Annotated in this window: 26 protein-coding genes; 11 read left to right on the forward strand and 15 right to left on the reverse strand. The window is 74.5% G+C overall.

The features are described from left to right. Positions 1–102 precede the first annotated feature (102 nt). Both LN037_RS02355 and LN037_RS02360 read left to right on the forward strand, forming a co-directional pair. Positions 103–735, forward strand: a complete 633-nt coding sequence (locus tag LN037_RS02355) for a GntR family transcriptional regulator (protein ID WP_230749433.1) — start codon at positions 103–105, stop codon at positions 733–735. Beyond that, positions 732–1,928, forward strand: coding sequence for an MFS transporter (locus LN037_RS02360; RefSeq protein ID WP_230749435.1), 1,197 nt, complete (start codon positions 732–734; stop codon positions 1,926–1,928). The genes LN037_RS02355 and LN037_RS02360 overlap by 4 nt, the downstream gene beginning before the upstream one ends. On the opposite strand, the gene LN037_RS02365 is transcribed toward LN037_RS02360, so the two are convergent. From LN037_RS02365 to LN037_RS02375, 3 genes are read right to left on the reverse strand one after another with little or no spacing between them, the layout of a single operon-like run. After that, positions 1,900–2,928, reverse strand: coding sequence for an NAD(P)-dependent alcohol dehydrogenase (locus LN037_RS02365; RefSeq protein WP_230749436.1), 1,029 nt, complete (start codon positions 2,926–2,928; stop codon positions 1,900–1,902). The two genes, LN037_RS02360 and LN037_RS02365, sit on opposite strands and share 29 nt — an antisense overlap. Positions 2,929–2,947: 19 nt before the next feature. After that, entirely contained in the window at positions 2,948–3,325 is a 378-nt protein-coding gene (locus LN037_RS02370) for a hypothetical protein (protein ID WP_230749438.1), read from the reverse strand. 23 nt (positions 3,326–3,348) lie between these two features. Then, the gene (locus tag LN037_RS02375) at positions 3,349–3,918 is read right to left on the reverse strand and encodes a superoxide dismutase family protein (RefSeq protein WP_230749439.1); all 570 of its coding nucleotides are present in this window, start codon (positions 3,916–3,918) and stop codon (positions 3,349–3,351) included. A 91-nt stretch (positions 3,919–4,009) separates the two neighbouring features. On the opposite strand from LN037_RS02375, the gene dapA reads away from it, so the two are divergent. The 3 genes from dapA to LN037_RS02390 all read left to right on the forward strand — a co-directional run bounded on the left by dapA (position 4,010) and on the right by LN037_RS02390 (position 7,388). Further along, positions 4,010–4,921, forward strand: a complete 912-nt coding sequence (gene dapA / locus LN037_RS02380) for a 4-hydroxy-tetrahydrodipicolinate synthase (RefSeq protein WP_230749440.1) — start codon at positions 4,010–4,012, stop codon at positions 4,919–4,921. Positions 4,922–5,031: 110 nt separating this feature from the next. Further along, positions 5,032–6,417 (forward strand): FAD-binding oxidoreductase, encoded by a 1,386-nt coding sequence (locus LN037_RS02385; RefSeq protein ID WP_230749442.1) that lies wholly within the window; start codon positions 5,032–5,034, stop codon positions 6,415–6,417. A gap of 5 nt (positions 6,418–6,422) precedes the next feature. Beyond that, positions 6,423–7,388: an alpha/beta hydrolase gene (locus LN037_RS02390; protein ID WP_230749443.1), complete on the forward strand. Its 966-nt coding sequence runs from the start codon at positions 6,423–6,425 to the stop codon at positions 7,386–7,388. Positions 7,389–7,398: 10 nt separating this feature from the next. On the opposite strand, the gene LN037_RS02395 is transcribed toward LN037_RS02390, so the two are convergent. From LN037_RS02395 to LN037_RS02420, 6 genes are all read right to left on the reverse strand, one after another. After that, on the reverse strand, positions 7,399–7,590 hold the full coding sequence (locus tag LN037_RS02395) for a DUF397 domain-containing protein (RefSeq protein ID WP_230749445.1): 192 nt from the start codon (positions 7,588–7,590) through the stop codon (positions 7,399–7,401). 260 nt (positions 7,591–7,850) lie between these two features. Continuing rightward, the gene (locus LN037_RS02400) at positions 7,851–9,248 is read right to left on the reverse strand and encodes an alpha/beta hydrolase (protein ID WP_230749446.1); all 1,398 of its coding nucleotides are present in this window, start codon (positions 9,246–9,248) and stop codon (positions 7,851–7,853) included. A gap of 64 nt (positions 9,249–9,312) precedes the next feature. Then, on the reverse strand, positions 9,313–10,170 hold the full coding sequence (locus tag LN037_RS02405; protein ID WP_230749448.1) for a DMT family transporter: 858 nt from the start codon (positions 10,168–10,170) through the stop codon (positions 9,313–9,315). Positions 10,171–10,228: 58 nt separating this feature from the next. Next, a complete protein-coding gene (locus LN037_RS33315) occupies positions 10,229–10,795 on the reverse strand; it encodes a thermonuclease family protein (protein WP_230749450.1) in 567 nt (188 codons plus the stop codon). A gap of 48 nt (positions 10,796–10,843) precedes the next feature. Continuing rightward, positions 10,844–12,040, reverse strand: a complete 1,197-nt coding sequence (locus LN037_RS02415; protein WP_230749452.1) for a cytochrome P450 — start codon at positions 12,038–12,040, stop codon at positions 10,844–10,846. Further along, positions 12,037–12,729 carry a TetR/AcrR family transcriptional regulator gene (locus LN037_RS02420; protein WP_230749454.1) on the reverse strand — a complete coding sequence of 231 codons (693 nt, stop codon included), beginning with the start codon at positions 12,727–12,729 and terminating at the stop codon, positions 12,037–12,039. Before LN037_RS02420 ends, LN037_RS02415 begins: the two co-directional genes overlap by 4 nt. A gap of 101 nt (positions 12,730–12,830) precedes the next feature. Here LN037_RS02420 and LN037_RS02425 point away from each other — a divergent pair, with 101 nt between their 5' ends. Then, positions 12,831–13,814, forward strand: coding sequence for a zinc-dependent alcohol dehydrogenase family protein (locus tag LN037_RS02425; protein WP_230749456.1), 984 nt, complete (start codon positions 12,831–12,833; stop codon positions 13,812–13,814). 35 nt (positions 13,815–13,849) lie between these two features. Next, complete coding sequence (locus LN037_RS02430; RefSeq protein WP_230749458.1) at positions 13,850–14,842, forward strand: phosphotransferase family protein; 993 nt, start codon at positions 13,850–13,852, stop codon at positions 14,840–14,842. A 71-nt stretch (positions 14,843–14,913) separates the two neighbouring features. On the opposite strand, the gene LN037_RS02435 is transcribed toward LN037_RS02430, so the two are convergent. Next, entirely contained in the window at positions 14,914–16,143 is a 1,230-nt protein-coding gene (locus LN037_RS02435) for an oxidoreductase (RefSeq protein ID WP_230749459.1), read from the reverse strand. Between the two features lie 74 nt (positions 16,144–16,217). Between LN037_RS02435 and LN037_RS02440 the strand changes: the two genes are divergently transcribed. Both LN037_RS02440 and LN037_RS02445 read left to right on the forward strand, forming a co-directional pair. Then, the gene (locus LN037_RS02440) at positions 16,218–17,159 is read left to right on the forward strand and encodes an alpha/beta fold hydrolase (protein ID WP_230749461.1); all 942 of its coding nucleotides are present in this window, start codon (positions 16,218–16,220) and stop codon (positions 17,157–17,159) included. Beyond that, positions 17,156–17,707 carry a TetR/AcrR family transcriptional regulator gene (locus LN037_RS02445; protein WP_230749463.1) on the forward strand — a complete coding sequence of 184 codons (552 nt, stop codon included), beginning with the start codon at positions 17,156–17,158 and terminating at the stop codon, positions 17,705–17,707. Before LN037_RS02440 ends, LN037_RS02445 begins: the two co-directional genes overlap by 4 nt. Here LN037_RS02445 and LN037_RS02450 read toward each other — a convergent pair. Further along, the gene (locus LN037_RS02450) at positions 17,688–19,817 is read right to left on the reverse strand and encodes a bifunctional lysylphosphatidylglycerol flippase/synthetase MprF (RefSeq protein WP_230749465.1); all 2,130 of its coding nucleotides are present in this window, start codon (positions 19,815–19,817) and stop codon (positions 17,688–17,690) included. The two genes, LN037_RS02445 and LN037_RS02450, sit on opposite strands and share 20 nt — an antisense overlap. Positions 19,818–20,057: 240 nt before the next feature. Here LN037_RS02450 and LN037_RS02455 point away from each other — a divergent pair, with 240 nt between their 5' ends. After that, complete coding sequence (locus LN037_RS02455; protein WP_230749467.1) at positions 20,058–20,249, forward strand: hypothetical protein; 192 nt, start codon at positions 20,058–20,060, stop codon at positions 20,247–20,249. Positions 20,250–20,662: 413 nt separating this feature from the next. Here LN037_RS02455 and LN037_RS02460 read toward each other — a convergent pair whose 3' ends face one another. Genes LN037_RS02460 through boxC form a run of 3 tightly spaced genes read right to left on the reverse strand, consistent with a single transcriptional unit; the run spans position 20,663 to position 25,472 of the window. Beyond that, positions 20,663–22,294, reverse strand: coding sequence for a benzoate-CoA ligase family protein (locus LN037_RS02460; RefSeq protein WP_230749519.1), 1,632 nt, complete (start codon positions 22,292–22,294; stop codon positions 20,663–20,665). 39 nt (positions 22,295–22,333) lie between these two features. Beyond that, entirely contained in the window at positions 22,334–23,761 is a 1,428-nt protein-coding gene (boxB, locus tag LN037_RS02465) for a benzoyl-CoA 2,3-epoxidase subunit BoxB (RefSeq protein WP_230749469.1), read from the reverse strand. Between the two features lie 4 nt (positions 23,762–23,765). Continuing rightward, positions 23,766–25,472, reverse strand: a complete 1,707-nt coding sequence (gene boxC, locus LN037_RS02470; RefSeq protein ID WP_230749470.1) for a 2,3-epoxybenzoyl-CoA dihydrolase — start codon at positions 25,470–25,472, stop codon at positions 23,766–23,768. Positions 25,473–25,562: 90 nt separating this feature from the next. Between boxC and LN037_RS02475 the strand changes: the two genes are divergently transcribed. Beyond that, positions 25,563–26,012, forward strand: coding sequence for a GNAT family N-acetyltransferase (locus tag LN037_RS02475; RefSeq protein WP_230749472.1), 450 nt, complete (start codon positions 25,563–25,565; stop codon positions 26,010–26,012). A gap of 19 nt (positions 26,013–26,031) precedes the next feature. On the opposite strand, the gene LN037_RS02480 is transcribed toward LN037_RS02475, so the two are convergent. Next, on the reverse strand, positions 26,032–26,586 hold the full coding sequence (locus LN037_RS02480; protein ID WP_230749474.1) for a DinB family protein: 555 nt from the start codon (positions 26,584–26,586) through the stop codon (positions 26,032–26,034). Positions 26,587–26,698: the final 112 nt, after the last annotated feature.

Here is a 26,698-nt window from a genome sequence, read left to right on the forward strand (position 1 = left end):
CTCGGCGCCCCGCGCGCCTGTGCGGCGGACCACGACCGGTTGAGCACGACGAACCGTGTCGGCTACGTTGTATCTATGTCGTCCACCAGTGGTGCCCCTGCGGTGTCCGCTGCCGACCTCGTCTACCGCCACGTCAAGGAGCGGGTGCTCACCGGCGAGCTCGAGGGCGGGCGGATGGTCAGCGAGGGCGAGATCGCGTCGACGCTCACGGTGTCGCGCACCCCGGTCCGCGAGGCGTTCCTGCGCCTCGAGGTCGAGGGCTGGCTGCGCCTGTTCCCGAAGCGCGGCGCGCTCGTCGTGCCCGTCGCGCCGCGCGAGATCGACGAGGTGCTCGACGCCCGTGCGGTGCTCGAGTCGCACGCGATCGCCGACGTCGCCGGGCGACCGGACGACCTCGCGGCGCTGGTGGCGGCCCTCGACACCGCGATGCGGGTCCAGCAGCAGGCGCACGACGCCAGCGACCTGCCCGCGTTCGCCGAGGCCGACGCCGAGTTCCACCGGCTGATCGCCGACGCCGGGCGGAACTCGTTGCTCAGCGGGTTCTACCGCGGGCTGCGGGAACGCCAGCAGCGGATGACGGCGGAGTCGGTGCGCGGCCGCGGGGCCGCCGCCGCGTGCGTGCTCGCCGAGCACCGCGCCCTGCGCGACCTGGTCGCCGCGGGCGACGTGGACGGCTTCCGCCGCGCGCTGGTGACCCACCTGGACAACACGCACCGCGGGGGCCGCGGCCGGTGACCGCGACACTCGGGACCCGACCCGTCGTCGGGCGGACCGTCGGCTGGCTGCCGGTCGGACTGGCCCTGTTCACCGTCGCCTGGGGCGGCAACCAGTTCACGCCGCTCATGGTGATGTACCGCGAGCTCGGCGGGTTCTCCCTCGCCACGGTCGACGTCCTGCTCGGCGCGTACGTGCTCGGGATTGTGCCGGGCATGCTCGTCGGCGGCCCGCTGTCCGACCGGCTGGGACGCCGGCCGCTCATGCTGGCCGCGCCGCCGCTGGCGATCGCCGGCAGCGTCGTGCTCGCCGTGGGCGGGGACACGGTGCCGCTGCTCCTCGCCGGCCGGGTGCTCGCGGGCCTCGCGCTCGGCGTCGCGATGGCGGTCGGCTCGACGTGGATCCAGGAGCTGTCGGGCACCGGCGGCGCCTCGCGCGCGGCCCTGTCGTTGACGCTCGGCTTCCTCCTCGGCCCGGCCGCGGCCGGGGTGCTCGCCCAGTGGGCGCCCGCCCCGGAGGTCCTCTCCTACGCGGTCCACGTCCTCGTCGGGATCCCGCTCGGGCTCCTGGCGCTGCGCGCCCCGGAGACCCTCACCCGTCCGTCGTCCGGACGCCTGCGCGACGACCTCCGCATCCCGCTCCGCGGGCAGCGGGAGTTCTGGACCGTGGTCGCCCCGGTCGCGCCCTGGGTCTTCACCTGCGCGGGCGTCGCCTACGCCGTGCTCCCCTCGCTCGTCGCCGCCGCCGTGCCGGGTCACGCGATCGCCTTCGCGGCCCTCATGACGGCCGTGACCCTCGTCGCCGGGGTCGCCGCCCAGGCGGCCGCCCGGCGCCTCGGGCTCGACGACGCGCGGGGCGGGATCGTCGCGGCGGCCGTGGCGGTCGTCGGGATGGCCCTCGCGGCGTGGACCGCGGCCACCCCGGGCGTGGTGCTCGCGGTCGTCTCCGCCGCCGTGCTCGGGGTCGGCTACGGCTTCGCTCTGGTGGGTGGGCTCGCCGAGGTCCAGCGGATCGCCGCGCCGCGCCACCTCGCGGGCCTGACGGCCGTGTTCTACGCCCTCGCCTACGTCGGCTTCCTGGTCCCCGCGGTGCTCGCGGTCGCCTCGCTCGCGGTGTCCTACAGCGTGCTCTTCGGCGTGCTCGGGGCCCTCGCGCTGGTCTCGCTCGCCGTGGTGGCGCGGTCGGTCACGACGACGGGTGCACCACGGCCTTGAGCGCGAGGGGGTCCCGACGGGCGGCGAGCAGCGCCCCGACGGCGTCCTCGAGCGGGTGGTGCGAGGTGACCATGTCGTCGAGCCGGATCCGTCCGGTGGCGGCGAGGTCGATCGCGGCCGGGTAGACGTGCGCGTACCGGAACGTCCCCTTGATCGTGAGCTCGCGCGCCTGCACCACGTCGAGCGGCAGGGTGACGCTCGCGCCGGTGCCGACGAGCACGACCGTCGCCGCCGGGGCGGTCGCCGCCACCGCGAGGTCGATCGCGGGCTGCACGCCGGTGCACTCGAGCACGACGTCGGCCTGCCCCAGCACCTCGCCGATCGCGGCGAGCCCCGTCTCGTGATCGTTGGCGTCGACGACGGCCGTCGCGCCGTACTCGGTCGCGGCCTCCCGGCGCAGGGCCATCACGTCGGTCACCACGACCGCCGAGGCCCCCCGCGCCAGCGCCACCTGCAGGCACAGCAGCCCGACCGGCCCCGCGCCGCTCACCAGCACCCGCGACCCCGGCCCGATGTCGGCCTTGGCCGCCGCGTGCAGCGCGACCGACAGCGGCTCGATCAGCGCGGCCGCCTCGTCGGAGAGGGTGTCGGGCACCGGGTGGGCGCGGTGCGCGGGAACCACGACGTACTCGGCGAACGACCCGTCGACCGGCGGGGTCGCGAAGAACGCGATGTCCGGGCAGAGGTGGTAGCGGCCCTGCCGGCACTGGTCGCAGCGGCCGCACTCGGCCTGCGGCTCCACGGCGACGCGGGTCCCGACGGCGGGTGCGCTCACCCCGGGGCCGACCGCGCTGACCACGCCGGAGGTCTCGTGCCCGAGTACCAGCGGGGCGTGCATGACGAAGCCGCCGATGCGCCCGTGGTCGTAGTAGTGCACGTCGGAGCCGCACACGCTGACCGCGCGCACCTGCACCTGCACCTGGCCCGGTCCCGGTTCCGGGACGTCCCGGTCCTCCAGGACGACGTTGTCCGGCTCGGTCAGGACGGCGACGCGCTGCATGCCGCCCAGTGTGCGCGCCTCAGGGCACCTGCGTGCGGATGCGGCGGGCGGGGGTGAACACGCGCAGGTCGAGCATGCCCGGCGGGTCGGCCACGCCCGGCCCGCCCGCCTGCACCCAGGCGACGATCTCGTCCTCGGTGTCGCGGTCGAGCACGCCGAGCAGCCAGACCGGCTTCCCGCCCGCGGCCCGGCCCTCCCGCGACGGGGAGACCACCGCGACCGTGGACTGCGCGCACGCGTCGAGGCAGTCCGACAGCGTCACCCGGCCCACGCCCGCCGTGCCCTCGCGGAGCCGCTCCACCTGGCCGGCGTGGTCGACGCCCGGGTGCTTGCGGGTGGTGCCGCAGCAGCAGCCCCGGCAGAGGGTGACGGTGGGGCCGTTCGCGGGACGCTTCATCGCGTCCACCGTAACGATCTCGGCTACGCGGTCAGCGTCACGCAGGCCAGGCGGCCGCCCGCCGTCCCGGCCTGGCCGGGCGCCGTCGCCGTCATCTCCTTCTCGTGGATGATCATCGAGGCGGGCAGACGGTCGGTGAGCGCGAACGGGACGGAGGTGCCCGAGGTCCCGGCGCCGGACGCGTCCGTGCGCAGGTCCAGCCAGAACTCGTTCTCCGGGTTCGCGTACGCCGGGTCCGACGACGGCTTCTCCGGGGTCGCGGCCGGGTCGACGCGGTTCTGGAAGTGCGGACCCGCGTCGGCACCGGACGCCCCGCACGGGCGCGTGTGCAGGTGGACGGCGTAGCCGCGGTTCGGCAGCAGGCCGGAGACCGTGAGCGTCGCGGAGGTGCTGTCGGCGGCCCGCACGGTCTCGACGGCGACGTCCGCACCGACGGGCGCGGCCGCCGGGTCGTAGGTCACGGCGGTCGCGTTCGGCGTGCCCGGCGTCGCGAGGGCGCCGCCGCTGGCGCGCCGGGTCTCGGAGGTGCTGCTGCATCCGGCGAGGACGAGCGCGGCACTCAGCGCACAGAACAGGACGATTCGGGCGATCACCCCGCGGATCATGCCAGCCTGCAGGTGCGCTTCACGCTCCCCCTCGGATCCGTCGCTTCTCCGGCGGTCGCCGCCGGGCCAGGGTCCGACCATGGTCGATCTCGACGGACTCTGGGTCCCGCTCGTCACCCCGTTCACCGCCCGCGACGAGGTCGACCTCGACGGGCTGCGCCGCCTCGCCGGGGAGGTCCTCGACGACGGGGCGCGGGGCCTGGTCGCGCTCGGCACCACCGGCGAGCCGACCTCGCTCACCGCCGAGGAGCGGCGCGACGTGGCCGCGGTGTGCGCGGAGGTGGCCTCCGCGCGCGGGGCGGGCCTCGTCGTGGCCGCGGGCACGAACGACACCCGCACCACGCTCGCGCGGCACGCCGCCCTCGCCGACGTCCCCGGCGTGACGGCCGCCCTCACCGTCGTGCCGTACTACGTGCGCCCGACCGAGGCGGCGGTCGTCGCGCACCTGACCCACGTCGCGGACCGGTCACCGGTGCCGCTGGTGGTCTACAACGTGCCCGTGCGGACCGGTCGGGGGCTCGGCGCCCCGGCCCTGCTCGACCTGGCCGCGCACCCGCGGATCGTCGGCCTCAAGCAGGCCGTGGGCGCGTTCGACCTCGACACGGCCGCGGTGCTCGCCGCCGACGCCCCCGACTTCGCGGTCCTCGCCGGCGACGACGCGTTCATCGCCCCGACCGTGCTGCTCGGCGGACGCGGGGCGATCGCCGCCTCCGCGCACGCGGCCACCGGGCGGTTCGCGACGATGGTCGCCGACGGGCTCGCGGGCCGCGCGGCGGCCGCCCGGGCCCAGCACGCGGCCCTCCTGCCGCTGGTGACGGCCCTGTTCGCCGAGCCCAACCCCGTCGTCGTGAAGGCCCTCCTGCACGCGACGGGGCGGATCGCGTCGCCCGCCGTGCGGATGCCGCTGACGCCGGCGTCGCCGGCCGCCCTCGAACAGGCGGAGGTCGCGGTCGGGCGGCCCGTCCCGGTCGCCCCGGGTCACCACGTGTGATCGGTCTCCGCGGGTCACGCCGGGTCCGTCGTCGCGAGCGACCGTGATCGTCGGGGGGCCGGGTTACGGTGAGGACCGATCCCCCCACCGACCCGCGGAGGTCTCCCGTCATGACGACCGTCGCCCCGGCTCCCGTCGTCGCCGCGCTGCGCGCGTCGCTGCCCGCGGACCGGGTCGTCGACGACCCGGACGTGCTCGCGTCCTACGCGCACGACGACGCGGAATGGGCGCCGTGGGAGCTGCCGGCGGCGGTCGTGCGCCCGCTGGACGCGGCCCAGTGCCAGGCCGTGGTGCGCGCGTGCCTGGCCCACGGGGTGGCGGTGGTCCCGCGCGGGGCGGGCACGGGGCTCTCGGGCGGGGCGAACGCGACGGCCGGCAGCGTCGTCGTCTCGACCGAGCAGATGACGCGCATCCACGAGATCGACCCGGCCGAGCGCCTCGCCGTCGTCGAGCCGGGCATCGTCAACGACGACCTGCGGGCCGAGTGCGCGAAGCAGGGCCTCTGGTACCCGCCGGACCCGGCGTCGAGCCCGTGGTCGACGATCGGCGGCAACGTCGCCACGAACGCCGGCGGGATGTGCTGCGTCAAGTACGGCGTCACCCGCGACTACGTGCTGGGCGTGCAGGTGGTCAACGGGCTCGGGGAGCTCGTGCGGCTCGGCCGGCGCACCGCGAAGGGCGTGGCGGGGCTCGATCTCGCGGGCCTCATGGTCGGCTCGGAGGGCACGCTCGGGCTGATCACCGAGATCACGGTCAAGCTGCGCCCCGCCCGCGCGCCGGAGCAGACGGTCGCGGGCTACTTCGCGAACCTCGTCGACGCCGGCCGGGCCGTCGCCTCGATCACCGCGGCGGGGCTGACGCCGAGCGCGCTGGAGCTCGTGGACAGGACCTGCCTGACGGCGGTCGACGACTGGAAGAACCTGGGCATCTCCGCCGAGGCCGACGTCCTGCTGCTCGGCCGCTCCGACGCCCCCGGCGCCGCCGGGCAGGCGGAGGCCGAGGAGATGATCCGGCACTTCGACGCCGCCGGCGCCTCGTTCTCCGCCCGGGCCACCGACGCCGAGGAGGCCGACGCGCTGTTCGCGGCCCGCCGCCTGGCCTACCCGGCCCTGGAGCGGCTGGGCCCGGTGCTCACCGAGGACGTCTGCGTGCCGCGCGCCGCGGTGCCCGAGATGCTCGCCCGCATCCAGGCGATCGGCGAGGACCACGGGGTCACGATCGCCAACATCGCCCACGCCGGCGACGGCAACCTCCACCCCCTGCTGGTCACCCCGGTCGGCGACGAACCGGCCCGTGAGCGCGCGCAGGCCGCGTTCCACCGGATCATCGCCGACGCCATCGACCTCGGCGGCACCGTCACCGGCGAGCACGGCGTCGGCCTGCTCAAGCGCGACGGTCTGGTCGCCGAGCAGTCGCCCGAGAACCTCGCCATGCAGCGCGCGGTCAAGGCCGCCCTCGACCCGCACGGCATCCTCAACCCGGGCAAGATCCTGTGAGGCGGGTGCTCGCGGCGGTCCTCGCCGTCCTGGTCGGGGTCTGGGCGGCGGGGGTGCTGCGCGCGCTCGCGCGGGTCGCGCCCGAGCTGCGGACCCCTCGTCTGCTGATCTCGTTCGCGTGGGTGCCGCTCGGGGTGCTCCCCGCGATGCGTGCCCGGATGCGGCAGGACACCGCGGTCCCGCCGGGGGTCGAGGTCACCGAGCGGTCGGCGGACGGGGTGCCGGTCCTCGTGTACGACGACGGGTCGCGTCCACGTCCGAGCGGCGCGCTGCTGTGGATCCACGGTGGCGGGCACCTGGTCGGGCACCCGGGCATGGACCACGACCTCGCGGGCCGGTTCGTCGCCGAGGCCGGGGTCCTGGTCGTCAGCGTCGACTACCGGCTCGCCCCGGAGGACCCGTTCCCGGCCGACCTCGACGACTGCGTGGCCGCCCTGCGCTGGCTGCAGGACCACGCCGACGAGCTCGGCGTCGACCCCGCGCGGATCGCGGTCGGCGGGGCGAGCGCGGGCGGCGGGCTCGCCGCGGCCACCGTGCACCGCGCCCACGACGACGGGCGCCCGGTCGCGTTCGCGCTGCTCGAGTACCCGATGCTCGACGACCGCACGGCGCTCGCGCGCGTCCCGGGCGGCCGCGGCCGGTTCGTCTGGGACGCGCGGATGAACCAGCGCGCGTGGACCGCCTACGTCGGGCGGCCCGCCGGCGACCCGGGCGTGCCGCCGGGAGCCGCCCCGGCCCGTCGTCGGGACCTCGCGGGCCTCCCCCCGACGTGGATCGGCGTCGGCGACCAGGACCTCTTCCACGACGAGGACGTCTCCTACGCCGGGCGCCTGCGCGCGGCCGGGGTCCCCGTGCAGCTGCACGTCGAGCCCGCGATGTACCACGGCGCCGACGCGAACGTCCCGGGTGCGGCGTCGATGCGTGCCTTCCGGGGGCGGATGGTGACGGCGGTGCGCGCGGCGGTGGGCTGACGCCGCCCCCTCAGTAGGCGATCGCGCCGGCCTGGCCCGACCTCGCCGCCGCGAGGAACGCCTGCCACTCCGCGCGGGAGAGCACGAGCGTCCCCTGCTCGGCGTGCCCGCCGTGCCGCAGCTCGACGCGGCCCGCCTCGACCCGCCACTCGACGCGCTCGGTCCCGGTCGCGAAGCTGCTGGACCGCCAGGTCGTCTCCACGTCGCCCACTCCTGCCGTCGATGATCCGGTGACCCCGACGCTAGGTGTCCCGCCGCCCGGGTCCTGCGGCCTTGACGCGCCGTTGACGTCGGTCGCGGCGGCCTTGTCGCGAGGTGTACGTCAGGCATCTCCGGGTGCCGGGAAAGCTGCCTCCTGTGCACCTCGCGGCGGGGCGGCCGGTGTCGACCGCCCGACGATGTGGCTTTCCTGGCGTCCAGTGACAGCAACGACGCTTTCCTGCCACGGAGGGGGCGGGGCGCTCACACCGCCGCCGGCACCCCCGGGTGCTCGACCCGGTCGGCCATCCACGGCAGGACGAGCTGGAACGCCGTCGTCGCGAACTGCCAGGAGTGCCGCCCGGGCTGCGTGGCCACCGTGCACGCGATCGCGCGCGTCCGCGCCTGCGCGCACAGCTGTCGGGCCGCCGGCAGTTCCTGCCCGGTCGCTCCCCCGCCGCCGCGGCCGCCGATCCCCGCCGTGCCCGATGGCGGGTGGTACCCGCCCGGCCGCCGGGCGCCGGGCGGGCGGTGCGCGCCGGCGGCGGTGTCGGACGAGTCGTCGAACCAGCCCGCGGTGTCGGCGTACGGCGCGTGCGCGGCGAGCACGGTCGCCGGGTCGTAGGCCGCCCAGGCCGCGGCGTTCCCGCCGTAGAGCCGGTCGATCGTCTGCTGCTCCGTGCCCACCTCGGGTCCGGCGTCACCGGCGATGTCGTCGAAGGAGTCGAACAGCTCCGGGTGCATCACGGCGAGGTCCACCGCGCAGGTCCCGCCCATCGACCAGCCCACGACGCCCCACGCCCGCGGGTCGTGCGAGACACCGAAGGCCTGCTCGACGTACGGCACCACGTCGCCCGTCAGGTGCGAGGCCGCGTTCCCGCGGGGCCCGTCGACGCACTCGGTGTCGTTGTTGAACGTGCCGCCGGCGTCCGCGAACACGAGGACGGGCGCCGTCCCGCCGTGCGCGGCCGCGACGGCGTCGGCGGTCTGCACGGCGTCGCCGACCCGGATCCAGTCGGCCGGGGTGTTGAACTCCCCGCCGATCATCACGATCGCCGGCAGGGTCGGGCGCGGCCCGGGCGCGAACCACGCGGGCGGCAGCCACACGTCCTCGTCGCGGTGCGCGAACCCGCTCGCGGTCGACGGGATCGACACCTCGACCACGGCGCCCGTCGTCCGGGGGTGCCCGACCAGCGCCGGCAGCGCGGCCGCGTCCACCTGGTCGGGCAGCGGTCCGGCGTCCAGCTCGGACCAGCCCTCCTGCACCGTCGTCACGTAGCCGACCCACTGGTTCGCCACCAGCGCCACGCACACCACCGCCAGCGGGACCACGAGCACCGACACCCCGCGCCGCCACCACGGCGCCGACCCCCAGGCGACGACCACCGCCACCACCGCGGCCACGGTGATCCCGACCCACACCCACAGCAGCGCGGGCGCCGGGTCCGACGCCAGGCCGCTCCCGGAGAACGCCCACAGCGCGGCGAACGCCCCGACGACGCCGAGCACGACGACCGCACCCAGGCGCAGCCACCGGCCGCGGACCCGTCGTCGGGACACCACCAGCGGCACCAGCACGACGAGGAACGCGACGAGCACGACCGCCTGCACGGTCCACGGCAGCCAGCCGTCGAGCAGGGACAGGCCTCGCTGGTATCCCACGGCGGTCAGCGTGCTCGGCGACCCTGTACGTGTCGTGTGGCCGGCTGTGCGTCAGCTGTGGAGGTCACCGCGGTCGACCCGCGATCTGGTCGCGCAGGAGGCTCAGGCCCACGGTGCCGGCCGCGATCGCGAACACCCCCGCCCCGAGTCCGATCAGCCGCAGGTCCACCGCCACCCGCTCGGCGAAGACCGTCAGCCCCCACGTCACGGCCACGATCGGGTTCGCGAGCGTGATGCCGGGCTGCGCCCAGATCAGGTCGTGCGCCTGCAGCGCCTGCTGGAGGTAGAGGAAGGAGACGACGCCCCCGACGAGCACGCCGTAGGTCTGCCAGGCGGTCAGCACCCCGCCGAGGCCCGCCGCGTACGCGGGTCCGAGGCCCGCGAGCAGGGCGGCGTTGAACCCGTACATGACCCCGGCGGCGATCCCGAACCACAGGGCCCGCTGCCGCCCCCGACCGGCCCGACCGAGGACCGTCAGGACCGCGAGGAGCACGACGACGACCGTCGTCCCCACGACCCACCCGCCGGTGGTCGCGGCCTGCGGCCCGCCCCGGTCGGTCTCCAGGCACGCCAGGAACAGCGCGACGCCGCCGGCCATCACCCCGACCGACAGCCACGCCCGCCGTCCGAGCGGGGTGCCGAGCGCGAGCGCCCCCAGCAGGAGCGTGAACGGCAGCTCGACCACGAGCACGGGCTGCACCACGGTGATCGGGGCAAGGGTGAGCGCCAGTGCCTGCAGCACGAACCCGACGACGTGCGCCGCGATGCCGCCGAGCCACGCGGGACGGCGGGCGAGCGTCAGGAGGCCCTGCCACCACCGGGCCGTCGGGTCGTGGTGGCGGGAGGCCGAGCGCTGCAGGGCGGAGCCGACGGCGTTGCCCGCGGCTGCCGCCACGGCCACCAACACCCCGGCGAGCAGCATGGGCGCAGTGTGCCCGAGGCAGGTGAGCACTAATGGTCGCTATAGCGACCGTTAGTGCTCACCTGCCGGAGGCACACGGCGACAGCCACAGTCCCCGCTCCGCCTGCTCGGCCCGGTCCTCGGCAGCGCGGACGGCCGGCATCCGCTCGGGCGGGGCGTCGGCGGAGTACGCGCGGACGGTGCCGGCCTCGGCCGCGAGCACGGCGTAGTCGTCCTGCGGGAGCGACACCCACGCCAGGGCGCGGGAGAAACGGTCGGAGCGGCCGTCGCCGCTGAGGGTCACGGCCTTGCCGGTGAGGGTCTTGCGGGCGAACTGCAACGCCTGCTCGGCGTAGCAGCGCTCCGGGGGTTGGACGCCGAGCGCGCGGACCCGCAGCGTGCGGCCGCCCTCGAGGCGGACGTCGATCGTCACCGGGTCGGCCACGGCGAGCACCGTCGCCGGCTCGCCCGCGGCGAGCAGTTCGGGGGCGGCGGCCACCGACACCGAGGGCGGGGCGGGCGAGGCGGCCGGCCCCGGCGGGTCCGCCGACACCGGGACCGCCCCGGACAGCACCCCGACCCCGCCGAGCAGGGCGACGAGGCACGCCGCCGCGAGGAGCACGCGCGGTGCGGTCCCGGTCGTCACGCGCGCCAGTGTGACGCACCGTGAAAATCCACCCGCAACCGGTCACCTTCAGTAGCTTCGGACACCATTCACGGGCAGCCGTCGCACGCCGAGCACCCCACGCGGGTAGGGCTCGAGCGCCTCCATCGAGCCACTCGCCGGCGACAGCGCGTCGTACCGGGCCGTCAGCTCCTCCAGGGCGACGCGACCCTCCAACCGGGCCAGCGGCGCGCCGAGGCAGAAGTGCACGCCGTGACCGAACGCCGTCTGCGCGCCCCCGCCGATCCCCCGGTCCAGGACGAACGCCTCGGGGTCGGCGAAGGCCCGCTCGTCGTGGTTCGCCGCGAGCATCCACACCACGACGAAGCGGTCGGCCGGGATCGTCGTGCCCGCGAGCTCGACCGGCTCGGTGGTGACCCGGGCCGTCATCGTGAACGGGCTCCGCAGCCGCAGCACCTCCTCGATCGCGGCCGGGATCGTCGTCGGGTCCGCCCGCAGGCCCGCCCACACCCCGGGGTGCTCGGCGAAGGTCCGCACGGCGTTGCCGAGCAGCACCGTCGTTGTGATGTGGCCGGCGAGCAGGAGCAGCAGCGAGAAGTTCGCGGCCTCCTCGTCGTCGAGCCCGGCCTCGACCAGCGCCGAGATCAGGTCGTCGGTCGGGGCCGACCGGCGCTCCTGCACCCGCGCGGTCAGGTAGGCGGCGATGTCGGCCATCGCGGCGGCGACGCGCTCCCCCAGCGCCGGGTCGGACGGATCGTCCACCTGCATCGAGAAGAGGCGGTCGGCCCACGTCCGGAAGAGCGGGTGGTCGGCCTCGGGCAGGCCGAGCATCTCCGCGATCACGGTGACCGGCAGCGGGAAGGCGAGGGCGTCGACCAGGTCGAACGACCCGTCGTCGGGAACGGCGTCGAGCAGCCGGCGCGTGATCTCGCGGATGCGCGGCTCGAGGTCGGCGACGCGCCTCGGGGTGAAGGCGGTGGAGACGATCGAGCGCAGCCGGCGGTGCTCCGGCGGGTCGATCTGGGTGAGCATCCCGCGCGAGACCTGCTTCGCCGAGGGCGCCAGACGCGAGGTCTCCGACGAGAAGCGGGCCGGGTCGCGCAGCACCGTCTGCACGTCGGCCTGGCGGAACACGTGGTACATCCCGTACCGGTCGCGCCAGACGGGGTGGTCGCGGCGCATCTCCGCGAGCCACGCGAGCAGGGCGGGTTCGTCCGTGGTGTCGGGGGCGACGGCGTCGGCCGGGGCCATCTCGGTGGTGGTCATGGTTCCTCCGGATCCGGAAGGACCCCGCTCAGGACACTGAGCCGGGCGTCGTAGAGGTCGGCGATCTCGGTGGCCGCGACGGCGAGCGCGTCGGGGCCGGGCAGGTCCGCGGGCTCGAAGGCGCGGCGGACGGTGGTGGCGAGGGCGTCGGCACGGCCGTCGAGGTCGAGGGGGACGTCGGTGATCGCGTCGAGCGCGAAGAAGCCCCACACCGTCGCGTCCAGGCGGTAGCCGAGCTCGGGGTCGTCGGCCGGGTCGTCGGCCAACAGGCCGTGGTGGTGCATGAGGGCCAGGTGGCGCGCGTCGTAGCCGGCCTGCCCCCGGCGCATCGCGAGACCGGTCTTCGTGTCGGAGACGAGCGCGCCGAGCAGCGCCGTGTCCCCGGTGTAGAGCGCCTTGGCCAGCGGCCGGCGCATGACCAGCAGGAACGACGAGCGCATGCTCCGGTGCAGCAGCACCTCGCGCGGGTCGCGGCGCAGGCTCGTCACGAACTCCCGCCCGAGGTCCACGCCCTCGCGGACCAGGACGGACGCGAACAGCTCGGCCTTGCTCGGCCAGTGCAGGTACACCGTCCCCTTCCCGACGGCGGCCCGCTCGGCCACGTCGGCGACGGTCACCTTCCGGTAGCCGTGGGCGAGCAGCAGCTCCCCGGCGGCGTCGAGCACCCGCCGGCCCCGCTCCTCGGTCACCGTGACCAACTTTCGAATATGGTCATGCGGTCACGCTAGACCCGCCCGGCCTGCCCGGGAAGAGGGTGCGGGCGGCCGGCTCCCCCGCAAAGATCGGCAGCATGACGAGGACGGTGCGGTTCTCCGAGCTGGGCGACCCGTCGGTGCTGGAGGTGGTCGAGCGCGAGGACCCGGTTCCAGCGCCCGACGAGCTGGTCGTCGACGTCGCCGCGATCGGGCTCAACCGGGCGGAGTCGATGTTCCGGCGCGGCACCTATATCGAGGAGACCCGCCTGCCCGCGGGGCTGGGCTACGAGTGCAGTGGGACGGTGTCGGCGGTCGGGGCGCCGGGGCGGTTCGCGGTGGGCGACCGGGTCAGCGTGGTGCCGGGGTTCTCGATGAACGACTACTCCGTCTACGCCGAGAAAGCCCTCGTCCCGGCCCGGGCGGTGGTGCCGCTGCCGGAGAACACCTCCTGGGTCGACGGCGCCGCCGTGTGGATGCCCTTCCTCGTCGGCTACGGCGGGCTCGTCGAGACCGGGGGCCTGCGCGCCGGCGACCACGTGCTCATCACCGCGGCGACCTCGAGCGTCGGGCTGGCCGCGATGGCCGTCGCCCGCCGGGTCGGCGCGATCCCGATCGCCACCTCGCGGTCGTCGTCGAAGGCGCAGCAGCTGCTCGACGCGGGGGCGGCGCACGTCGTCGCGACCGGGGAGGAGGACCTCGTCGGGAAGGTCCTGGAGATCACCGGCGGCCGCGGCGTGGAGCACGTCTTCGACGCCGTCGCCGGACCCGGGGTCGCCGACCTGTGCCGGGCGACCGCGACGGGCGGCATCGTCACGATCCACGGTCTGCTCTCGGGGCAGCCGACGATCTTCCCCGCCGAGACGTTGCCGGATCTCTGGATGCGCAGCTATACCCTCTTCGCGATGACGCACGACGAGGAGCGACTGCGCCGTGCGGGCGAGTTCGTGGGCGCGGGACTGCGCTCCGGGGACTTCGCGCCGCAGGTCGACCGGGTGTTCGCCGGGCTGGACTCGATCGTGGAGGCGCACGAGTACCTGGAGTCGAACGCCCAGGTCGGGAAGATCGTGGTGACCCCTTGAGCCGTTCCGGAGATTCCGGTGTCCCTGACGAGGCCGTGACCTGGTTCCTCGACCACGTGCCGGGCGTGGTGGGCGAGCCGGTCTTCCGGCGCATCACCGGCGGGCGTTCGAACCTGACCTACCGGGTGTCCGACGAGGCCGGCACCACCTGGGCGCTGCGCCGCCAGCCGCTGGGCGGCGTGCTCGAGACCGCCCACGACATGGGTCGCGAGTGGCGCTTCCTCACCGCCCTCGCCCCCACCGACGTCCCGGTGCCCCGCCCGGTGGCGTTCTGCGACGACCGGGACGTCGCGGGCGTCGACTTCTACGTCATGGACTTCGCCCCGGGCCGGGTGCTGAACAGCGTCTCCGACGCCGCGTGGGTGACGTCGTCGGAGGTGAAGCAGCGCATCGGCGAGTCCACGATGGACGTGCTGGCGGCGCTGCACGCCGTGGAGCCGGCCGAGGTCGGACTCGACGACCTGGCCCGCCCGGGCAACTTCGTCGAGCGTCAGCTCAAGCGCTGGCACCGGCAGGCGCACCAGTCCGCGATGGAGGACCTCAGCGCGATCGACCGGGCCCACCAAGCGCTCTCCGAGCGGGTCCCCGAGCCGCCGGCCAACCGGATCGCGCACGGCGACTTCCGCACCGGGAACATCTCCTACCTCGACGACGGGACCGCCGCCGCCGTCTTCGACTGGGAGCTCGCGACGATCGGCGACCCCTACTGCGACCTCGGGCACATCCTGGTCTCGTGGTCGCAGGAGGGCGACACGGTGCCGGCCGCGCTGCCCAACCCGACGCAGCTCGGCGGCTTCCCGACCCGCGAGGACCTGATCGCGCGCTACGAGCAGGCGTCGGGCACCAAGCTCCCGGACATCGACTTCTACATCGCCTTCGCCCGCTGGCGCGCCGCGTGCATCCACGCCGGCGTGTGGACGCGCTACCAGGCCGGCGACATGGGCGACGCCGCCGACGCCGACGAGGTCACCGGCCCCGAGGCGATCGTGGCGCAGGCCGAGTCGGCCCTGTGGCAGCTGGGGCTCTGACCCCCTGGCAGGAAAGCGTCGTTGCCGGCACCCAGTGACAGCAACGACGCTTTCCTGTCACACCAGCCGGCTCAGAACCGCCGCGCCCGCCGCATCCGGGCGGGCCGCTCGACGAGGCTGCGCACCCAGTCGCCCACGCTGTAGTCGATCCCGGCGAGCAGGGCCGGCAGGCGCAGCGCGGGGCCCCGCCCCCGACTCGTGCGCGCGAGCTGGATGCGGTGCCACCCCGCCCCGACCGCCGCGCCGAGCAGCGCCCGCACCGGCGCCGGGCCGCCCAACCGCGGGGCGGGCCGGTCCAGCGTGTCGACCTCCCCGCGCACGAACCGGCCGGCCAGGTCGGGTCGCACCGCGAGCGGCCGCCCCACGCCGACCGCGGCGCACACACCCGACGCCAACGCCTCGTCGACCTCCGCCCGGGACCGGAACCCGCCGGTGAGCACCACCGGCACGTCGACCTCCTTCGACAGCACGGCCGCGGAGTTCCAGAACGGCGACTCGTGCTCCCCCGCGAGGTCGCTCCCGGACGCGTCCAGCCCCACCATCGCGGGTTTCTCGTAGTTCCCGCCGGAGACCTCGAGCAGGTCCACGCCCTCGTCGTCGAGCCACCCGCCGAGCTCGACGAGCTCGTCGTCGTCCCGGGCGTCGAGCTTCACCGCGACGATCGCGGAGTCCGGCAGCGCCCGGCGCACCCCCGCGACGATCCCGAGCAGGAACCGCGCGCGGTTGGTCAGGGAGCCGCCGTGGGGATCGGTGCGCCGGTTCGTCTCCGGGTCCAGGAAGCTCGACAGCAGGTAGCCGTGCGCGGCGTGCACCTCCACGCCCGCGAAGCCGGCATCGACCACCCGGCGGGCGACCTCGACGAACCGCTCCTGCAGCTCGGCGATCTCCAGCACCGAGAGCGCCCGCGGCCGGGCGTACGCCCCGCCGAGCGCCACCGCCGGGCCGGACGAGGGCCCCACCGGGTGCGGGTTGACGAAGCGGGTCGTCTGCCGCCCCGGGTGCGAGAGCTGCACGATCGTCGGCACCGCACTCGCGGCCTCCGCCCACCGGCGCAGCGCGCGGTCGTCGGTCCAGGAGTCCACGACGACGTTGCGCGCCCGCTCCAGGTGCGCCCGGTCCACCATGACGTTGCCGGTGATCACGAGGCCCGGTCCGCCCGCCGCCGCGGCACGGTAGAGCCGCTCGTGGCGGTGCGAGGCGTCGCCGTGCCGGTCGGCGATGCTCTCGGTCATCGCCGCCCGCACCAGGCGGTTCGGCAGCACCGCACCGCACGGCAGCGCGAGGGGCTCGGAGAGGTTCACACCAGGAGTAACCGTCCGCGACGGAAAACGGTGCGGGTTGTGCGAGCACTGACCGATCGGTCAGACTCCTGACCGTGCGGAGATTCGCGGTCGGGCTCGTCGTCCTGGCGCTCGTCGCCGTCGTCCTCCTGACGACGACGGGCTCGGCGCCGGTCGGGCACTTCACCTCGGCCGCCGGGAAGGACCGGTTCGACGCGGCGTACGGGGCGGCGATGGCCCGGATGCCGCCGCCGGACGCGACGCTCGACGTCCGGACGGGCTTCGGCGTCGTCCGGATGTACCGCTACGACGGGGCGCCCGGGGACCCGCTGGTCCTCCTGCCCGGCCGGGCCGCGCCGTCGCCGTTGTGGGCGGACAACCTGGCGACGCTGCGTGCGGTGCGCACCGTCTACCTGATCGACCTGCTCGGGGAGCCGGGCGCGTCGGTCCAGTCCCGGCCGATCACCGACGACGCCGACCAGGCGGCCTGGCTCGCCGAGGCCCTCGCCGCCGTCGGGGCACCGCGCGTGCACCTGGTCGGGTACTCGATCGGCGGCTGGACCGCGGCGAACCTCGCGACCCCCTATCGGCGTGCTGCTGGAAGGTCCGGAGAACGGCTGGCGAGCGTGGTCCTGCTCGACCCCGCGATGACCTACGCCTCCCTCCCGCTCGGCACCGTGCTCCGCTCCGTGCCCGCGTCCGTCCGCCGGCTGCCGCGCTCCTGGCGCGACGCGTTCGCCTCCTACACGGCGAACGGCGCGCCGGTCGAGCACGAGCCGGTCGCCGAGATGATCGAGGCCGGGATGCAGACCTACCCCCTCGCGCTCCCGCAGCCCGGGCTGCTCGAGCCCCGCCTCCCGGTGCCGACCCTGGTGATCCTCGCCGGCCGGTCCGTGATGCACGACAGCGCCGTGGCCGCGGCGACGGCCAACCGGCTCGGCGCCCGGGTGCTGACCTACCCCGACGCCTCGCACGCCCTCACCGGCGACTACCCGGACCGGGTCGCCGCCGACGTCGCTGCTTTCCTGACGTCGTGACCTTCACCGAGGAGGCCCGGCGCCGTCAGCTCGTGGACGTGACGATCGGGATGCTCGCCGAGCACGGGTACGGCCGGTGCTCCCTCGCCCGGATCGCCGAGGCCGCCGGGGTCACCAAGGGGGCGGTGCTCTACCACTTCCGGTCGAAGGACGCGGTGGTCCGCGCGGCCTACGAGCACGTGCTCGGCGAGCTCGTCGGGGCCGTCGGGGCGGCCGTCGACGCCGCCCCGACGCCGGGCGCGGCCGTCGACGCCTACGTCACGACGATGCTCGCCCACCTCGGCGCCCGCCCGGACCACGCGCGGGTGCTGGCCGACTCGCTCGACGCGGCGGTCGTCCGCGACCGCGAGGACCGCCCGGCCCGCTGGCGGCCCGTCGCCGCGTTGATCGAGGCGGCCCAGGCCGCCGGTCAGTACCGCCCCGGCGACCCGCGCGTGCTCGCCGTCGCGCTCGGCGGCGCCGTCGACGGGCTGGTCGCGGAGAAGCTCGCCGACCCGTCGTTCGACCTCGACGCCGCCGCGGCGACGCTCAGCGGGCGAGCGCGATGAGCTCGCGGAACCCGGCGTCGGGCAGGTAGGCCCGCCCGATGCCGATCCCGACCCGCGGCAGGTCCGCCTCGTCCCGGTACACCAGGAACATCGGTTCGGGCCGCGGCCGGAACTTGGCCTTGAACTGGTGCAGCGAGCGGAACCCGTAGTACGGCTCGAGCATGGCGCCGAGCTGGTCGAGCGCCCGGTCGAGCACCGGCTCGGCGTCCGTCCGCTCGGAGCGCGCGAGCGGCGCCCCGGACAGCGACACGAACCGCGCGCCCTCGGCCTGGAACGCCAGGCAGGCCGAGGCGATGAGGTACTCGACGACCGCGCGGAAGCCCTCGGAGCGCCGCCGCATGACGTCGAGGGTCCACCCGACGACCACCCCGTCCGGCCCGTACACGGGCAGCCACGAGGTCACCCCGTGCACCGTGCCCTCGGCATCGACGGCGAGCCCGGTCCGCACCTCCGGGTCGAGCGCCTCCTCCACGCCGCCGAGCGTGAAGCCCATCTCCGGCAGCCCCTTGTCCCCCACCCACTCCTCGGAGATCGCCCGGACCTGCGCCAGCACCGACCGCGGCTCCTGGTCCAGGTGGACCAGCCGGTGCTCGATGCCCGCCTTCGTCGCCCGGTTGAACGCGGAGCGCACCGCCTGCCACGGCTTCCCCGTGAACGCGAGGCCCTCCAGGTCGACGACGGTGTCCTCGGCGACCTGCAGCGCCCGCCACCCGCGCGCCTGCGCCGCATCGGCGAGCGCACCCGTCGTCGAGAAGAGGCACGGGACCTGGCCCGAGCGTTCGGCGAGGGCGCGGAAGTCGTCGAGGGCGGTCGGGAGGTCGTCGGTGATCGGGTCCCCGAGCGCCACCGCGACGCCCGCGTGCACGCGGTAGGCCACGACGCCGCCGTCGCCGGTCGGCAGGTAGCGGTTCTCCGGCCACGTCGTCATCCACGAGATCGTCGGGCCGCCGTACCGGTGCAGCGCCGCCCGGGCCAGGTCCGGCCCGTCGGTCGTCGAGCCCATTCCCGACGACGGGTCCTTCCGCCGCCGCCGTCGCGACGGCACCGCGAAGGCGCGCCGCCCCGCGATCAGCCACCCCGTGAGCGCCGACCACAGCACCGCGTTCGGGACGAACACCGCGAGCCCCACCAGCTCGACCTGGTCCATCTGGTCGGTGGCCCGCGCCCAGGCGACGACGCCGATCACGAGCAGGCCGAGCAGCAGGTAGAGCACGCCCACCACGAGCCCGAGCACCCAGGCGAGGCGCCGGCCGCGGCGCAGCCCGTCGGCGAGCAGCAGCGCGATCACCACCGACACGACCGTCTCCGCGACCGTCGAGTCCGACGCGGTGTTCCCGAGCGGGCCGACCACCGGGACCACGAGCGTGACCACCCGGATCGCGGCGATGACCACGAGCGCGCTCGCCGCGACGAGGCGCCACTCGCGGCGGCCGAGCGTCGCACCGACCGGACGGACCCGGTGCGGGCCGGCCAGCCGGGCCGCCAGCGGCAGCGCGACGGCGACGGCGAGCGCGTGCTCGAGGTCGGCGAGCCCGCCGAGGAAGAGCAGCCCGACCACGCCGACCGCGACGAGCAGCAGCCGCAGGCGCAGCCGCCACGGGGCGCGGACGGTTGCGGACGCCATCGCGAGGGCGGCCATCATGCCCGCCGAGAACCCGGTGTCGACGTCCGCGGCGAGCGTCTGCGCCCACGGCCAGTCGGTGGCCGCGACGGCGAGCACGAGACCCGCCGTCAGGAGGACGGCGCCGACCTGGAAGCCGATCGTGACGACGGCCGTCCGGAGGGTCCCGCAGCGCAGCTCGACCCATCCGGTGGCGACCGCGAACAGGCCGAGCGTGAGCACGTACAGCGCGGGGTGGCCGGCGACCAGCGAGCCGGTGACGACCGTCCACCACTTCCCGTCGGCGAACGACGGCACGCCGAAGGCGAGGTCGGCGCCGAGCGGACGTCCCGCGAGCGGGCTCCAGAACGCGCCGGTGACGAACCCGCCGATCACCATCAGCACCACGACGACCGCGGTGAACGGGACGCGGCGGGCGACGGCGAGGACCGCGTGGCCGCGGTGGGCGCTCGGGGCGGGCGCCGGGGCCGAGGGGGCCGTGACGGTCATGCGATCACCCGGTGCAGTCAGAGGGTCGGCATCTGAGTGAAGTGTCGGTCGCCATACCCGCTCGTGGCAACCGTCGGTCAGCGCTTCGACGGGATACAGCTCACCGGGTGCCCGCCGTCACGAACCCGCTACGCAACGCGCCGGGTCGGGCAGCCTCGGACGTCAGCCGGGTTCGACGAGGTGCCCGGGACCCCTGCAGTCGTCGTCCACCACCGACGGCCCGATTGCCGGAGGTGGCCGATGTTCGGCACCTGTTCGTTCTGCTCCGCCATCCGCCCGGGACGCCTCTCCCCCGTCCCGCACGCGGCGCACTGCCCGACCGCGTCCCACGCGCCGCGCCGCCTCGACCGCGACGACGCCCTGTTCTGGCGGCACCCCGACCTGGTCGACCTCGACCTCGCGTGCGCCTTCTGGTGGCCGTCGACGACCTGAGTCCGGTCGTGGCATCGCGCGCGCCGTGACACCTGCGCGGCGCGCACACACACCGGCCGGCAGCACACCCAGCTGCCGTGACACCCGCGCGGCGCGCACACACTCCGGCGGGCAGCAAACCCAGCTACCGCGACACCCGCGCGGCGCGCACACACTCTCCGACGGCGGTCGCCGCCCTCGGATCACGCCCCCGGCGGCACCGGTCCGGCCTGCCGTCGGAGCATGATCGCGATCTCGGGAGCGACACGCGCAAGCGTCGCGGCGACTCGCTCACGAAGAAGGGTCGCCCGACCCGAACCCGGACGACCGCGCGTTCTTGTGTGCGCCACGCGCAGGAATCGCCAGGGTCGACCCTCACCACCGCCGCAGCGTGTGCGCCACGCGCAGGAATCGCCAGGATCGAGCACCCGCTCCTACGAACGGGCGCCGACGACCTCCGCCAACCGCGCCGCCGCGAGCTCGCGCACCAGGAACCGCTGCACCTTCCCGGTCGCGGTGCGCGGGACGACGTCGATCTCCAGGACGTGCCGGGGCTTCTTGAACGACGCCAGGCCCTCCCGGCACCAGGCGATGAGCGCCTCGGGATCGACCACCGCGCCCTCCGCCGCGACCACGCAGGCGACCGTCCGGTCGAGCCCGTCGTCGTCGGGAACCCCCACGACGACCACCTCGGCCACCGACGGGTGCAGCACCAGCCGCTCCTCGACCTCCATCGGGGTCACCCAGATGCCGCCGACCTTGAGGACGTCGTCGGTGCGCCCGAGGCACTGGTAGGTGCCGTCGGGGTTGCGGACGTAGGTGTCGCCGGTGCGCATCCACTCGCCCTCGAACACGCGGCGGTTGACGTCGGTGCGGCACCAGTAGCCGGTGCACAGCGAGTCGGCGCGCAGGTAGAGGGTGCCCTGCTCGCCGTCGGCGACCAGCGAGCCGTCGTCGGCCCGGATCTCCACCTCGTAGCCGGGGACCGGCACGCCCGAGGTACCCGGCGCGACCTCGCCGGGCCGGTTCGACAGGTAGATGTGCAGCGCCTCGGTCGAGCCGATGCCGTCGAGCACCTCGAGGCCGAAGCGGTCGCGCATGCCGATCACCATGCGCGCGGGCAGGGCCTCCCCTGCGCTCACGCCCTGGCGGACGCGCGCGAACGTCGAGTCGGGCAGGTCCGAGGCGAGCAGCGGGCCGTACACGCTCGGGCTGCCGTAGAACAGCGTCACGGGGTGCTCGGTGACCACCGAGGCGATCGCCGCCGGCGACGGCCGTCCCGGGGAGAGCACCGACGAGGCGCCCACCGCCATCGGGAAGAACATGGAGTTCCCGATGCCGTAGGCGAAGAACAGCTTGGCCACCGAGAAGCACACGTCGTCGGGGCGGATGCGCAGCACCTGGGCGCCGTAGGTCTCGCACACCGTGCGGATGTCGGCGTGCCGGTGCATCGCGGCCTTGGGCGTCCCGGTGGTGCCCGAGGTGTAGAGCCAGAGCGCGGGCGACTCGTCCCAGGTGGCGTAGAGCCCGTCGTCGAACCCGAACCCGGACGCGGCCAGGTCGGTCCAGTCCCGGGTGCGGACCGGGTAGCCGTCCAACGGCGCCTCGTCGTCGATCGGCACGGCGGCCGACGTGATGACGACGTCCGCGAGGTCCGGCGCCCCGTTCTCGACGGCCAGCGCCGTCGCGATCCGCGTGACCCCGCCGAACTCCGGCGAACAGATCAGCACCGCGGCGCGGGAGTCGATGATCAGCTTCGCGAGCTCCGGCCCGCGCAGCATCGTCGACACCGGCACCGCGACGGCGCCGATCCGCATCGTGGCGAGGATCGCGGTGAACAGCTCGACGCCGTCCGAGCAGCACATGACCACCCGCTGCTCGGGGCGGACGCCGAGCCCGCGCAGCCCGGCCGCGACCGTGCGCACCTCGGCCGCGACCTCGGCGTACGTCAGCTCCCGCACGCCGCCGGGCGTCAGCGCCCGGACCGCGACCCTGGACCCGGCGTCGGGAAGGTGCCGGTCGAGCAGGTAGTGCGATGCGTTGAACTGCTGGTGGTGGGACAGCACATCGACCACCTTGCGGGATCGTCGGGACCGGTGGAAGTGCTAGTGGAAGTGCACGTACTCGAAGTCGACGGGCTTGTCGTTGATCCCCGTCGACGGCGGGGCGATCCAGCTCGCGATCTTCCCGGGCTCGAGGACCGGGTGCATGAGGCTGCGCACGTGGGTCTTGTCGAGCTCGGTGGGCAGCCACGCGTCCTTGCGGGCCTTCCAGTCGGACTCGCTCACGACCTTGCCGTCGGGCGTGATGTGCGCGCCCGCGAAGGCGCCGACCTGTCGGTTGAAGCCCACGTGGGGCAGGTAGAGCTCGGCGTCGATGCCGGCCTTCTGCAGGATGCGGTTCCAGCGCTTGAGCCCGGTCTTGCAGTCGTTGATGTACTCGTGGCGCAGGTCCTGGTTGAGCGCGAGCAGCGCCGGGACCTCGTTGCGGGTGATCTGCCCGTCGCGGAAGGCGTCGACGTGGCCGGCGTCGTCGGCGAGCCGGTGGTCGTCGTCGCGGCGCTCCTCCTGCCAGCGGCCCTTGATACCCGCGGTGAAGTAGTTCGCGGCGTTGGTCGACGACTCGTTGCCGAACAGGTCCAGCGACACCGTGTAGTGGAAGTTGATGTACTTCTGGATCATCGTCAGCGGGATGCCGCCGGCGCCCGCGACCTCGTCGGTGTCGTGGGTCTGCATGAGCTCCGCGGTGCGGCGGACCACGCGGTCGATGCCGGTGGTGCCCACGAACATGTGGTGGGCCTCCTCCTTGAGCATGAACTCGCAGGTGCGCGACAGCGGGTCGAAGCCCGACTCCTTCAGCGTGCCGAGCTGGTACTTGCCGTCCCGGTCGGTGAAGTAGGTGAACATATAGAACGACAGCCAGTCCGGGGTCTCCTCGTTGAACGCCCCGAGGATGCGCGGCGAGTCGTCCGAGCCGGAGTTGCGGGCCAGCAGCTGGTCGGCCTCCTCCCGGCCGGCGCGACCGAAGTAGGCGTGCAGCAGGTAGACCATCGCCCAGAGGTGGCGGCCCTCCTCGACGTTGACCTGGAACAGGTTGCGCATGTCGTAGAGCGACGGCGCGGTGGCCCCGAGGAAGCGCTGCTGCTCGACCGACGCGGGCTCGGTGTCGCCCTGGATGACGATGAGCCGCTGCAGGTCGGCGCGGTACTCGCCGGGCACCTCCTGCCACACCGGCTCGCCCTTGTGCTCACCGAAGGCGATGGTGCGGTCCGGGTCGTGCTCGGAGAGGAAGACGCCCCACCGGTACTCGTTCATCGGGACGTGGTCGAAGTGCGCCCAGCCGTCGCGGCCGACGTCGACGGCGGTGCGCAGGTAGACGTCCTTGGTGTCGACGGCCGGGCCCATGTCGCCCCACCAGTCGAGGAAGTTCGGCTGCCACCGCTCGAGGGCGCGCTGCAGCTTGCGGTCGCCGGCGAGGTCGACGTTGTTCGGGATCTTGGCGTCGAAGTCGATCTTCGGTCGCGCGCTGGTCATGCTGCTACACCCGCTTCTGGTCGAAGTCGGCCTTGCGGCCGGTGCCGTACTTGCGCAGCGCGCCCTCGGGGCCGCTCGCGTTGGGCCGGACGAAGATCCAGTTCTGCCACGCCGTGAGGCGGCCGAAGATCCGGGTCTCCATGGTCTCGGGGCCGACGAACCGGTGGTTCGCCTCCATGCCGGTGAGGGCGTCGGGGCTCAGGGAGGCCCGCTCCTCGAGCAGGATGCGGATCTCGTCGGTCCAGTCGATGTCGTCGGGGGCGTCGGTGACGAGGCCCGCGTCGTCGGCGTCGGCGCCGGTCAGCGGCGTGTCCCGCGGGACGTCGTCGAGGGACTCGCCGTAGAACCGGGACTCCAGCCGGGAGAGCCCGTTGCCCATCGGGAACGTCCCGAACTGCGCGTTCGTGACGACGAGCGTGGCCGGCTCGGTCGCCTCGGCGCCACTGGGCAGCGTGGCGTCCTCGGCCTCCTCGAAGGTGCCCTCGAGCATGTACTGCCGGTCGCAGGCCAGCGCGAGCTCGAGGAACGGCCCGGCGAAGCAGCTGCCGGGCTCGATCAGCGCGATGAGGCTGCGGCTGGTCACGTCGAGGCGCTTGAGGGTGCGCTTGAGGAACCGTGTGGTCTCGGCGACGAGCCAGTCGTCCTGGTGGTCGGCGATCAGGCGGTCGGCCGCGAGGGCGTGCTCGACCGCGCCCTCGGTCAGGATCAGCCAGGTGCCGATCTCGAGCTCGTTGGTGCGCAGACGCAGGATGGCGTCGTCGAGCTCGCGGGTGATGGCCAGCAGCGGGTGGGCCGCGCCCTGCTCGTGGAGGGCGGCCGGGTCGTCGGTCATCTCGGGCACCGCGACGACGAGCGTGGCGGTCCGGGCGCCGCGGTCGATCGTGACGCGCACGTGGTCGTAGGTGATGGCGTCGTCGGCCTCGGTGCGCGCGAGCGGGCTGAGGGCGATGCCCTGCGCGTCGGCGGGCCGGTCGCCCTTCAGCTCCTCGGCACGCTCCGCGACGACGCGGTCCCACTCCCGGCGGGCCACGGCCTCGTCGACCAGCTTCCACTCGACCGCCTTGCGCCCGCCGAAGCCCTCGGACTTCGTCGCGAAGACGTCGGCGCGGTCCTTGCGCACCCGGCGCTTGTCGATCACCCGGGTCAGGCCGCCGGTGCCGGGGAGCACGCCGAGCAGCGGGACCTCGGGGAGGCTGACCGCGCTCGAGCGGTCGTCGACCAGCAGGATCCGCTCGCAGGCCAGCGCCATCTCGTACCCGCCGCCGGCCGCGGTGCCGTTCAGTGCCGCGATCCAGGTCTGCCCCGCGGCCGACATGTCCTCGATGCCGTTGCGGGTCTCGTTGGTGAACTTGCAGAAGTTCACCTTCCACGGGTGGCTCGACCCGGCCAGCATGCGGATGTTCGCGCCCGCGCAGAAGTTCGAGTCCTTGCCGCTGGTCAGCACGATGCTGCGCACCTGCGGGTACTCGAAGCGCAGTCGCTGCGTGAGGTCGTGCAGCTCGATGTCGACCCCGAGGTCGTACGAGTTCAGCTTCAGCTCGTAGCCCGGGACCAGTCCCCCGCCCTCGTCGACGTCGAGGTAGACCGTCGCGGTCTCGCCGTCGACGGTGAACCGCCAGTGCCGATAGCGGTCCGGGCTCGTGTCGAAGTCGACGTGCGGGACCCGCTCGGGAGCGACGGTCTCGTTGACCGGCTCGTCCAGGACCGTCACCGTGGGCCTCCCCCTTGTCGTCCGGCCCACATTCTACGACGCTGTGACGCAGTGGGGAAGACCCGTAGACAGTCGTGGAGGTGCTCGACGGTGACCGAGTGGACGTGGACGGCCGAGACGACGCCGCAGTGGGACGCCGCGAAGGCGGACGCCTTCTCCCCCGCCGGCCCGGGGTTGCACGGCCTCGGCGCCCCGGCCGAGGGCGACGCGCTGGGCGACGCGTGGTGGCGGGTCGGGACGGCCGACGGCGAGGTCGCGGCGTTCGGGCGACTGGACGACACCTGGGGCGACGCCGAGGTGCTGGTCGCCGTGGTGCCGGCGTTCCGCGGGCACGGGGTGGGTTCGTGGGCGATGAACCGGCTCGCCGAGGAGGCCGCGGCCCGCTCCCTGAACTACGTCTACAACGTGGTGCCGGAGAACCACCCCGACCGCGAGGGCGTCCAGGCGTGGCTCGCCGCGCAGGGGTTCGACGCCCGCGACACCGGGGAGCTCCGGCGCCGCGTGCGCGTGACCGACCGGGCGGTGACGCCGTCGTCGTGAGTCGCCGTCCCGGACGCGGTCACATCGTCCGCGCGCCGTCGATCGCCTCGCGCAGGAAGTCGGCGTGCCCGGCGTGCTGCGCGGTCTCCGCGACGATGTGGACCGCCACGCGCCGCACCGACCGCGTCGCCCCCGGCGTGAACCACGGCGCCTCGGGCAGCGGCCACGAGACGTCGAGGTCCGCCGTCGCGAGGTGGGCGTCGGTCTCGTCGGCGACCTTCGCGTAGTAGGCGAGCATCCCGTCGAGCGTCTCGTCGCCGAGCAGGTTGAACTCGTCGTGGCGCATGTCCCCGGTCGCGATGCGCTCCTGGATCACCGGGTCGTCCATGTCGACCTCCGGCCACTCCATCGGCATCGCCGCCGGCCCCTCCTTCGCGAACGCCAGCCACCCGGCCTCGGTCTGCGCGACGTGCTTGACGAGCCCGGCGAGGTTGAGCAGCGAGATCGTCGTCCGCGCCCGCGCCTGCTCCTCGGTGAGCCCCTGCACGGTCTGCAGGAACAGTCCCCGGTGCATCTGCAGGGCCTCGACGAGGTCGCGCCGCTCGCCGGACAGGGTGCTCGGGTCGGTGCTCATGGGTGGTGGCCTCCCTGATCGCTGCTGGTAGGAGGAACGGTAGCGGCGGAGGCGGTCAGGTCCGGTCCTCGTCACGAAGGACTTCGCGGGAAGTGGGGGGGGGTGGGGGCGC

The sequence above is a fragment of the Actinomycetospora soli genome (assembly GCF_021026295.1).
Classification (GTDB): Bacteria; Actinomycetota; Actinomycetes; order Mycobacteriales; family Pseudonocardiaceae; genus Actinomycetospora; species Actinomycetospora soli.

Bases quoted from the DNA above. Each gene is read 5' to 3' on its own strand.
- LN037_RS02365 (WP_230749436.1), bottom strand. From the start codon at position 2,928: ATGCAGCGCGTCGCCGTCCTGACCGAGCCGGACAACGTCGTCCTGGAG.
- LN037_RS02370 (WP_230749438.1), bottom strand. From the start codon at position 3,325: ATGAAGCGTCCCGCGAACGGCCCCACCGTCACCCTCTGCCGGGGCTGC.
- dapA (WP_230749440.1), top strand. From the start codon at position 4,010: ATGGTCGATCTCGACGGACTCTGGGTCCCGCTCGTCACCCCGTTCACC.
- LN037_RS02385 (WP_230749442.1), top strand. From the start codon at position 5,032: ATGACGACCGTCGCCCCGGCTCCCGTCGTCGCCGCGCTGCGCGCGTCG.
- LN037_RS02405 (WP_230749448.1), bottom strand. From the start codon at position 10,170: ATGCTGCTCGCCGGGGTGTTGGTGGCCGTGGCGGCAGCCGCGGGCAAC.
- LN037_RS02415 (WP_230749452.1), bottom strand. From the start codon at position 12,040: ATGACCACCACCGAGATGGCCCCGGCCGACGCCGTCGCCCCCGACACC.
- LN037_RS02425 (WP_230749456.1), top strand. From the start codon at position 12,831: ATGACGAGGACGGTGCGGTTCTCCGAGCTGGGCGACCCGTCGGTGCTG.
- LN037_RS02450 (WP_230749465.1), bottom strand. From the start codon at position 19,817: ATGACCGTCACGGCCCCCTCGGCCCCGGCGCCCGCCCCGAGCGCCCAC.
- LN037_RS02455 (WP_230749467.1), top strand. From the start codon at position 20,058: ATGTTCGGCACCTGTTCGTTCTGCTCCGCCATCCGCCCGGGACGCCTC.
- boxB (WP_230749469.1), bottom strand. From the start codon at position 23,761: ATGACCAGCGCGCGACCGAAGATCGACTTCGACGCCAAGATCCCGAAC.
- LN037_RS02480 (WP_230749474.1), bottom strand. From the start codon at position 26,586: ATGAGCACCGACCCGAGCACCCTGTCCGGCGAGCGGCGCGACCTCGTC.